This is a genomic window from Streptococcus cristatus, assembly GCF_003943515.1.
Lineage (GTDB): Bacteria > Bacillota > Bacilli > Lactobacillales > Streptococcaceae > Streptococcus > Streptococcus cristatus_D.
The window spans coordinates 1-11,719 of the sequence record NZ_RJPT01000018.1 but is presented as its reverse complement, the minus strand read 5'-3'; the positions used below and the strand labels follow the sequence as shown (position 1 = coordinate 11,719).

At 44.6% G+C, this 11,719-nt stretch carries 2 protein-coding genes; both read left to right on the top strand.

From position 1 onward, the window contains the following. The coding region (locus tag D8791_RS10130; RefSeq protein ID WP_125447742.1) for a G5 domain-containing protein at positions 1-6,256 on the top strand (6,256 nt) is incomplete at its 5' end. A 214-nt stretch (positions 6,257-6,470) separates the two neighbouring features. Beyond that, a partial coding sequence (locus D8791_RS10125; protein WP_185760588.1) for an alpha-L-fucosidase occupies positions 6,471-11,719 on the top strand: 5,249 nt, incomplete at its 3' end.

The following is an 11,719-nucleotide window of genomic DNA, read 5'->3' as shown; positions in this document are numbered from 1 at the left end:
ACGTTATGAGCAGTCTGACTACGGAAATGACAAGGTAGCATGGGGCCGGACAGCGACCCAGTCATGGACCTTTGACCGTGACCATGCTGGCTATGCTGGTCAGTTTATCTGGACAGGTATTGACTATATCGGTGAGCCGACTCCTTGGCACAATATGGATCGTACCCCGGTTAAGAGCTCCTTCTTTGGAATTATCGATACAGCAGGTCTACCTAAGAATGACTTCTATCTCTACCAAAGCCAATGGCGCTCAGTCCAAGACAAGCCGATGGTTCACATGTTGCCACACTGGAATTGGGACGAGGAGAGTCTGCAAGACAGAAAGATGTTGGTTGACGGCAAGGTGCCTGTCCGCGTCTTCTCAAATGCAGCCAGCGTTGAACTCTATCTGAACAATGAATCACTTGGCAAAAAGACCTTTACCAAGAAGCAGACAGCAGATGGCAGAAGCTATCAAGAAGGTGAAAATGGTCAACTCTATCTAGAGTGGAAGGTTGCATACAAGCCAGGTACTCTAGTGGCAGTTGCTCGTGATGAGTCTGGCAAAGAGATTGCTCGTGATACAGTGACAACTGCTGAGCAAGCTAGCAATGTCCGCCTTGTCAAAGAAGAGCACGTCATCGGTGCGGATGGAAAAGATTTGACTTATATCCATTATGAAATTGTGGATGCTAATGGCAATCTCGTACCGACAGCTAATAATCTTGTGCATTTCAATCTACATGGACAAGGCGAAATTGTCGGTGTAGATAATGGTGAACAGGCTAGCCGTGAGCGCTACAAGGCTCAAGCAGATGGCACATGGAAACGCAAGGCCTTTAATGGCAAGGGTGTGGTCATCGTTAAGTCGACAGAAACAGCTGGAAAATTTACCCTCTATGCTGATTCAGAAGGTTTAGTCTCAGATTCTGCAACGGTTTATACAGTGAAAAGAATACAGTCTGCCAAAGAATTGGTTGACTTACTCCCAGCAAAAGCAACAGCTATGGTTGGTGACGAAGCACAACTTCCACAGACAGTCAAAGCTGTTTACAATGACGGCAGTACAGAAGATAAGACTGTGACTTGGAAGATACCAGCTGATCTGACTAAAACGCGTGGCGTCAAAGAAGTTTTAGGAAATGTAGAAGGTACAAACCTGACTGCTCGCTTGATGCTGAAAGTTTTGGATTTGGTAACTTGGTTGCCAAAAAACCAGACAGTGCCAGTCAATACAGCAACAGAAGATTTAGATAAAGTAGTTACAGCAGTCTTTTCTGACGGTACGACATCAGATGCTGAAGTCAGCTCTTGGACTTTGGAAAATCCAGATGCCTTGAAGACTGAAAATGGCGAAACAACAGCTACAGGAAAAGTTGCAGACTCGGACATTTCTGTGTCGGCTAGATTCCGAGCGTCTAATCAGACCTTAACCGAAGGGGCTGTGACAGGTATTCAGGTTGGTGGCAAGGCTCTGGCTGACTTTAGCGCAGACAAGACTTACTATCGCATTCCACTTGCTTATGGTGCAACTGTACCGACAGTTTCAGCGACAACTACAGGAGGTGCAACGGCTACTATACAACAGGCTAGTGCTGACAATGACAAGCTGACTTCTGTCTTTGTGACAGACGAGTCTGGTCGTCTGACTCGAGTTTATCGCCTGCAATTTGTCGAAGCTAGCCCGGCCTTGACTGGTATTGAGCTAGAAGTAGAAAAGACAGAAAATCTGGTCGAAGATCAAGCTATACCGTATAAAGTCAACGGTGTTTATGAAGATGGCACTCGGGCGCTTCTGTCAGAAAATGATGTTAACATCACGATTAGCTCAGAAGATGGAGCGGAGATCAAAGCTGAAAATGGTAAGCTCTTACTCTATCGTAAAGGAACAGCTCGTATCACAGCTCGTCTTGCAAAGGCAGATAAGACTCTGACTTCGCAAGAACTAACCTTGAGCATCGCTGAAAATACACAAGAAAAGACCATTACAGAGCTGCGGACGATTAAGCTATCGACAGATTTGCATAAGGTGCCAACTCTCCCTCAAGAAGTACTGGCAGTTTATAATCAAGGTTTGCCGCGTAAGGTAGCCGTGACTTGGGAGCCGATTCCCCAAGAAAAGGTTGATCGCTATCATAGCTTTACCGTTAAGGGGCGAGTAGCAGGTACTGACATTGAAGCGCAAGCTCATGTGACTGTTGAAGGCTTCTTGACAGCTGAAGAAGTGTCATTGGCCGTGCCAAAAGGTGAGAAGATTAAACTTCCGGCAACAGTCCGTGCTTATCACTCTGATGGCAGTGTCCAGTACAAAGAAGTAAACTGGGAGGCTGTTCCATCTGATGCAACGGCTCAAGCTGGAAAAATAGAAGTTACAGGAACAGTCGTGGGACTCAATCTGAGAACCAAGGCTCACATCCGAGTGTCTGAGCAAACGGTCCAAAATAAGAATATCTCTAAACAATGGACAGGGTCAGAACTTCCAGCAGCCTTTGTATCTGATACTGGTGGGGATGATAGCGCTAGTGCTCTAAATGATACCCACATTTCAAGAACTTCAGGCGGAGCTAAGAATCGTTGGACCAACTGGCGTACTGGAAATGAAGAAGATTATGCAGGTATCTTATTTGGAGATGCAGGTGACTTGACTAAACGCTTTGTTGATAATCTAAAAGCAGACTTCTACACGGATGGTTCTATTGGTCTGCCAGAAGAATATGTTATTGAATACTATGCTGGCAAAGATCTTCCAGAATTACCAAAAGATGTTAACCATGTTCGTAAAGAAGCGCAGCATCCATTCAATCAATCAAGTAACTGGAAACAGGTAACTGGTCTTCGTGCGCCTCAGACCCTAAGTGCCAACTCTGAAAATGTCTTCCGCTTTGATAAGATAGAAACACCAGCTATACGTATTCGTATGAAGAAGAAAGCGAACACCTCAGGTGTTGGTTTGACTGAGCTCACTGTTATGGGCAACAGTGTTGAAGAGGCGACAAGTGCAACCGCCAAGATCATGGTAGATGGACAGCCTATCCCAGGCTTTAACAGCGCTATCAAGGAATATGATATTGTCAAGAAAGAAACAGGCAATCAAGTGACTGCAGAAGTAAGCGACAATGGGTTAGCGACAGTGATTCCAGCAGCATCTGAAAAGGATCCTGTCCGTGTACTCATCAAGGCTGAAAATGGTCAAATCGTGGATGAGTACCGCATTCGCTTTGTCAAAGAGAGTAAGCAAATAGGTAAGCCTGTGGCTGCTGAAATATTATCAACAGTCGTAAATGTAGGAGAGAGACTCCAGTTGCCATCAACTGTACCAGTTTATTACCCAAGTGGTACTGAGTGGGTTAAGAAAGATTTAGCAGTTACTTGGAATCCAGTTGATGAAAGTCTACTTCGAACTAAAGGTAGCTTTACACTGACAGGAACGATTCCAGGAACAGATCTGCAGGCACAGCTTAAAGTACGGGTAAGCGAGCAAACTGGACGCAATGCTGCTTTAAACCAAAATCATAACGACCAAGATTCACTTGCCTTTGCTTCAACGACTAATGACACAGATCAAGCTTCACAAGATAGGGTTCACTATGTAAATGATGGTTCGACCAACGAAAGCAATCGCTGGACTAACTGGTCAAGACAGGCTCCAAGTAAAGAAGTATCTGTCGGTGTGCTTTTCAAAAAGCAAGGTCAGATTTCAGCTGAGACAGTACAACAAGTTGGTATGCAGTTCTTCAGAGATAGTGGAACAGATGCACCACAAAGTCTCGTCTTAGAATACTATGACGGTCCAGACTTTACTGAGCCAAATCCAGCTTCTCGTTATGCTGAGCAAGCTGATCATCCATTTAACAATGCAAATAATTGGAAGCAATTGAACTATACAGCAGATAGCGAAATCATAGCTGGCAAGATGATTCATTTCAACTTTGATCCAGTTAAAACAAAAGCTATCCGTGCCCGAATGACACGCAAGGATACGACTAACGGGGTTGCACTTGTAGAGTTCACTGCCGTTACACCAACAGAAGCGCTTCAGTCAACTACAGTAACGAACATCACTGTTAATGGTCAAGCCTTGGCTGATTTTGCAGCAGATAAGACAGATTACCGTCTGGAGTATCAAGGTACAAGACCAAGGATTGAAGCTACTGCTACAAACAAAGCAACTGTAACAGTTGTTCAGTCTGATAGCGATGAGCTTCCAAGTCTTGTTCGTGTGGTGACGGAAGACGGTCAAACGACTAAGGAATACCGGATCCAGCTAGTGAAGAAAGCAGCGGATACTACACCTCCAGTTCACAAAACGACTCCAGACGAAGGTGTTAAGATTCAGGTAGTCGAGCAACCACGCTTGGATATTGTGACAGAAGTTCTACCGTTTAATACCGTCGAACGTGAAAATCCACAATTGCCGAAAGGTACACGAAAAGTTGTCCAAGAAGGCAAGGCCGGCGAGAAGACTACACTTGTGGAAGTGACCATCGAAAATGGTCAAGAAACCGGCCGTGTGACTCGCGACAGCTTTGTTTCCAAAGCCCCAGTCGACAAGATTGTGGAAGTTGGCAAGCCAGTTGAGCAGGTTACACCAGCAGAAGGCGTTAAGAATCTGGTTGTAGAGCAGCCACGCTTGGATGTGGTAACTGAAGTTCTACCGTTTAACACCGTCGAACATGAAAGTGCTCAATTGCCTAAGGGCATCCGAAAAGTTGTCCAAGAAGGCAAGGCCGGCGAGAAGACCACGCTTGTCGAAGTGACCATCGAAAATGGTCAGGAAACTGGTCGAGTGACTCGCGATAGCTTCGTTTCCAAAGACGCAGTTGATAAGATTGTGGAAGTTGGCAAGCCAGCTGAGCAAGTGACACCAGCAGAAGGAGTTAAGAATCTGGTTGTCGAGCAGCCACGCTTGGATATTGTGACAGAAGTTCTACCGTTTAACACCGTCGAACATGAAAGTGCTCAATTGCCTAAGGGCATCCGAAAAGTTGTCCAAGAGGGCAAGGACGGTGAAAAGACAACGCTTGTGGAAGTGACCATCGAAAATGGTCAGGAAACCGGTCGAGTGACTCGCGATAGCTTTGTTTCCAAAGCCCCAGTCGACAAGATTGTGGAAGTTGGAAAGCCAGTTGAGCAGGTTACACCAGCAGAAGGCGTTAAGAATCTGGTTGTCGAGCAACCACGCTTGGATATTGTGACAGAAGTTCTGCCGTTTAACACCGTCGAACGTGAAAATGCACAATTGCCGAAGGGTACTCGAAAGGTTGTCCAAGAAGGCAAGTCAGGTGAGAAGACCACGCTTGTTGAAGTGACGATTGAGAATGGCAAGGAAACTGGTCGCACCACTCGTGACAGCTTCGTTTCCAAATCCCCAGTCGACAAGATTGTGGAAGTTGGCAAACCAGTTGAGCAAGTTACACCAGATCAAGGTCTTAAGAATCTTGTTGTCGAACAGCCACGCCTAGATATTGTGACAGAGACTCTGCCGTTTAATACCATCGAACGCGAAAATCCACAATTGCCGAAGGGCACACGAAAAGTTGTCCAAGAAGGCAAGGACGGTGAAAAGACAACGCTTGTAGAAGTGGCGATTGAGAATGGTCAAGAAACCGGTCGATTGACTCGCGACAGCTTCGTTTCTAAAGCCCCAGTAGATCAAATCGTGGAAGTTGGAAGCAAGGAAGAGAAACCAAACAAACCAACTACACCAGAGAAGCCTGTAGAGCCATCTAAACCATCTAAGCCAGAAAATAACTTGCGTATCTTGACGGATGAAGCTACCAAGGTTCAAGTGATTGGCATGAAGTCTACGCTTGATCAAGTTGTGGCCTTGAAGGTTAAGAAAGTAGCAGCTCAAAGCCTAGAAGGTAAGCTCTATGATGCTTACGACATTAGACTAGAAGACCAATTTGGCAAAGCTGTTCAGCCTAAGGGCAAGGTCTTTGTCAGCCTTCCAGTTGCATCTAACAAAGATGTTGAAAATGTCTTCTTTATGACAGTAGCTAATCAGCTTGATGCGGTATCCTTCCAGCAAAAAGGTCATTATATCGAGTACATGACAGATCAGCTAGGTGTTTATGCGGTTGTTTACAAGTCAACTGCAACCCCGCAGATGCAGGAGCAAGTGCAAGGAGCTAAAGCAGATGATTCTACTAAAGGTTCAGCCACTAAGTCAGCAACCTTACCAAGTACAGGCACAGCAACAGATTCAGCCTTCCTTCTCGGCCTTCTGTTAGCATTGACAGGATTATTCCTGATGAAGAAGAAGGAAAATATGTAAAAAAACATTTCCGACACAAAGTTTGGTACATAGCCATTAGTCTATGTACCAGCGATTTAAGGGCGGAACATGGCTTGAGAAAAGATATAGTGTAAGTTATGTTCCGTCTGTTTTTACGATAAATTCAANTTAAATAAGTCAAATAAAATATATTTTTTTAAATAAAGTTGCAAACGCTTACTGGTGAGAAGCGTACAGATAGGAAGGTTCCTTTATGGAAAAGAAATGTAAGTTTAGTATTCGAAAATATGCTATCGGCGCTTGTTCTGTTATGATAGGTGTCCTGTTATTTGGTATGCCATTGGCATCGGCTGATGTGGTACAACCGTCCAGTTCAGCAACGGTTACTAGCGAGTCATCAGGTGGCAGAGAAAATGATTCTGGCACGGTCGAGCAGGTAGAAGGTCTAACCAGTTTACCAGCTAAATTAGCAAAAGCCGACTCTGGCGACAATGGAGGAAGCAGTTCTGATAATAGCGGAAATACTTCTGAAGCAACATCAGAGGTAGCTACTCCCAAACCGGCTCAGCCAGTGGCAAATGAGGGAGTCACTCAACCGAAACCTACGCAGCCGAAAATTTCCGCTAGCAATGAAGCTAGCCAGCCCACTTTGCCAGCTCAAGCAGCAAGTCCTACTGAAAATAAGGAAACAGAAATTGCTGATTATGGACCACTTCCAACCAAGGCTCAATTGGACTACCACAAAGAAGAATTAGCCGCCTTTATCCACTTTGGTATGAACACCTATACCAACTCTGAGTGGGGAAATGGTCGTGAAAATCCTTCTAATTTTAATCCGACTAATTTAGATACAGACCAATGGATTCGAGTGTTAAAAGAAGCAGGATTCAAAAGGACGATTATGGTTACTAAGCACCATGATGGTTTTGTTCTTTATCCGTCTGCGCATACAAATCACACTGTCGCAGCCAGTCCGTGGAAAAATGGTAAAGGCGATGTCTTGGAAGAAGTTTCTAAGTCTGCGACCAAATATGACATGAATCTTGGGGTCTATCTTTCTCCGTGGGATGCCAATCATCCGTCTTATAAGGTTGCCACTCAGGATCAGTATAATGAATACTACCTCAATCAACTCAAGGAGATTTTAGACAATCCTAAATACGGTAACAAAGGAAAATTTGTCGAAGTCTGGATGGATGGTGCTCGAGGAGAAGGAGCGCAGAAAGTCACTTATACTTTTGATAAATGGTTCGAATATATTAAAAAAGCAGAGGGTGACATCACTATTTTCTCTGCTCAGCCAACAAGTGTCCGCTGGATTGGGAACGAAAAAGGCACAGCAGGTGACCCAGTCTGGCATAAGGTGAAACGCGACAAGATTCTAGCTAATCCGTCAACAGACTATCTGAATCATGGGGACCCTACTGGAGATATGTATTCTGTTGGGGAAGCGGATGTATCCATTCGCTCAGGCTGGTTCTATCATGAAAATCAGCAACCAAAATCTTTGCGTGAATTGATGGATATTTACTTCAAGTCTGTCGGTCGTGGAACACCACTTTTGCTCAATATTCCACCTAACAAAGAAGGACGATTTGCAGATGTTGATGTTGCAAGATTAAAAGAATTTCATCAGACGCTCAAAGACATGTATTCTACTAATCTAGCAGCAGGTGCCAGTGTGGTAGCGGATTCTACACGGAAGAATGCCAAATACAATGTCAATCATCTGATTGATGGTGATGACAAGACATCTTGGGCGCTATCAAATGATGCCTTGACTGGTTCTTTTACAGTTGATTTGGGAGAGAATAAGCGTTTTGATGTGGTCGAGTTGAAAGAAGATATTGCTAAAGGTCAGCGGATTTCCGGTTTCAACATTGACGTAGAAGTCAATGGTCGTTGGGTTCGCTATGGCGAAGGCAGTACAGTTGGCTACCGCCGTCTTATCCAAGGCCAGCCGGTCACTGCTAGAAGAATCCGTGTTACTATTACGGGTGCTCAGGCGACTCCGATTTTGACCAACTTTGCGCTCTACAAAACACCTCAGTCTATCGAAAAGACAGATGGATATCCTTTGGGCTTGGATTATCATTCTAATACTGAGGGAAATAAGAACAATACGACTTGGCATCAAGAAAATGAAGGTGTTCGCGGAAGTTCTATGTGGACTAACCAAAAAGATGCCAGCGTTGAATATCAATTCACAGGAACTAAGGCCTATGTCGTGTCTACTGTCGACCCGCAACACGGTCCGATGGATGTCTATGTAGATGGTCAAAAAGTGGCAACGATTGATACGCAGAGCACCGTGCGCAAACGCAGTCAAACGGTATATGAAACAGGCAACCTAGCCGAAGGTACTCATACTATCAAGCTGGTGAATGCTAGCAATCGTGCCATTGCAACTGAGGGGATTTATACTTTAAATAACCAAAGCAAGGGCATGTTTGAGCTAAGTCAAGCAAGCTATGAAGCTGAAAAAGGTAAAACTGTCACTGTTACTGTCAAACGTGTAGGCGGTGCTAAAGGTTCAGCAGATGTCCGTGTGGTGACCGAGCCCGGAACAGGTGTTCATGGCAAGGTTTACCAAGACAAGACAGAGATTTTGCACTTTGCTGATGGGGAAACCGAAAAGACAGTAACGCTCCAGACTATTGACTTTAAAGAACAAGAAGACCAAGTCTTTGACTTTAAAGTTAAGTTATCTGACCCAACAGAAGGCAGCTTACTTGGCTTTAACTCATCTGCAACAGTTCGTGTCATGAAAGCGGATAGTCTTTCGCATAACCAAAAAGAATACGATGACCAAGCCAGTCAGCTTATCTACAGTTCAAATTGGCACAGACAGACCAATGCTCAGGGAAATTTCAGCAATACAGAAAGTTGGGCTTCTTATAACGGCTTGTCTGCCGATGCCAAGAAAAAACTTTCTGTGACAGCTATTTTCAGCGGGACAGGAATCGATCTAACTGGTTTTGTGGATCCAAATCATGGTATTTATAAGGTCAGCCTAGATGGCAAAGTCTTAGACTATAAAGAAGGTCAAGGAAATGCCACAGAATACAACGGCAAGAAATATTTTAGTGGTAAAGCGGCTCAACGAAAAGGAAATCAAACGCTGGTTTCCCTTAAAGGTTTGAAGGACGATGTTCACGTTCTGACCATGGAGCTGGATCCTGAGCGTAATGACTTGACTAGAAATATCGGAATCCAATTAGATAGGGTCGTGACAAAAGGAACTGGTTCTCATCTCATTTCCAAACAGGACTTTGTGGAAGAGATGAAGCAGTTGAAAGAAACTGTCAATCAAATTACCCCAGAATTATTGAAAGATACCCCGAATAGCCGTACTGCCTTTGTAGAACATAAGACTGTTTTGGAAAATGAATTGGCAAAAGAAACACCAGATGTCCAAGCAATCTTCAATGCAGTTAATCAATTGAAAGAAATTTTGGATAATCCAGATAACTTTGTTCCAGAAAATCGTCCAAACCTACCAGAGGAACCAAGTCCATCTCAACCATCCACGCCAGATCAACCTTCAACTCCATCTCAACCATCCACGCCAGATCAACCTTCAACTCCATCTCAACCGTCTACGCCCGATCAGCCTGCAACACCTGATCAAAAAACAGATCAGCCGATTGTAACGCCTCCAGTCACTAAAGAAGAGAAAGATTTGCTTCAGGCTCGTAAGCAAAACTTTAATAAAGACTGGTACTTTAAACTTAATCCGACTGGCGACCAATCCAAGGAAAATATCAATATGAAGGATTGGACCAAGCTTAATCTGCCATATGACTGGAGTATCTTCTTTGACTTTGATCATTCGTCTCCAGCTCGCAATGAGGGCGGTCAGCTAAATGGTGGAGTGGCATGGTATCGTAAGACCTTCACACTGGAGGAAGAAAACAAGGACAAGAACGTTCGTCTGACTTTTGATGGTGTTTACATGGATTCGCATGTCTATGTCAATGGCAAGCATGTCGGTCACTATCCAAATGGTTATAATCACTTCTCTTATGATATTACTGACTATCTCTATAAAGATGGTCGTGAAAATACGATAGCTGTTCAAGTTACCAATAAGCAACCAAGCAGCCGTTGGTACTCAGGTAGCGGTATTTACCGTGATGTTCATCTAGTCATGACAGATAAGCTGCATGTCAGCAAACATGGCAATAAGATCACCACACCGAAGCTAAAAGAACAGCAGCAGGGAGCGGTTGATACAGTTGTTGCCAGCAAGGTTGTCAATACCGATAGCAAGGCGCATCAGGTTTATGTTGAGCACCAGGTCTTTACCAAAGAAGGTCAGGCTGTCTCAGCAGCTGTCCGTTCCGCTGTCAAAGAACTTTTAGCTAATCAGGAAGTTCAATTTGACCAAACGCTTCAGGTCAACAGACCAACCCTGTGGACGACCAAATCAGATAAGCCACAGCTCTATGTCATGAAGACCAAGGTCTATAAAGACAATCAACTGGTTGATGTGACTGAAGATACCTTTGGTTACCGTTACTTTGACTGGACTGCAGCAGATGGCTTCTCACTAAACGGCGAGCGCATGAAGTTCCACGGCGTATGTATTCACCAGGACAATGGAGCACTGGGCTCTGAAGAAAATGCCAAGGCCATCTATCGCAAACTGAAATTGCTTAAGGAGATGGGTGTCAATGCTATTCGTACTTCGCATAATCCAGCCAGCGAACAGTTGTTGAATGCTGCGGCTGAGCTTGGATTCTTAGTACAGGAAGAAGCATTTGATACTTGGTATCATAGTAAGAAGACTTATGACTACGGCCGATTCTTTGACCAAGAAGCAACCCATCCAGATGCTAAACCAGGTGAGAAATGGTCTGACTTTGACTTGAGAATGATGGTCGAAAAAGACAAGAACAATCCATCTATCATCATGTGGTCTCTCGGAAATGAAGTTGAAGAAGCCAATGGAGATGCGCGTTCTATTGCGACAGCTAAGCGCTTGAAGGCAGTTATCAAGGCCATTGACACAGAACGCTATGTCACCATGGGTGAAAATAAATTTAGCCAACGTTCTTCTGGCGGCTTTATCGAAATCGCTAAAATCATGGATGTCGTAGGGATGAACTATGGCGAGCATAACTATGAAGCAGTGCGTAGGGCTCATCCAGACTGGAAGATTTATGGCTCAGAAACATCTTCTGCAACTCGGACTCGCGGCTCCTACTACGATCCATCACGGATTTTGAACCATGACCACAGTGCTGGTCGACGTTATGAGCAGTCTGACTACGGAAATGACAAGGTAGCATGGGGCCGGACAGCGACCCAGTCATGGACCTTTGACCGTGACCATGCTGGCTATGCTGGTCAGTTTATCTGGACAGGTATTGACTATATCGGTGAGCCGACTCCTTGGCACAATATGGATCGTACCCCGGTTAAGAGCTCCTTCTTTGGAATTATCGATACAGCAGGTCTACCTAAGAATGACTTCTATCTCTACCAAAGCCAATGGCG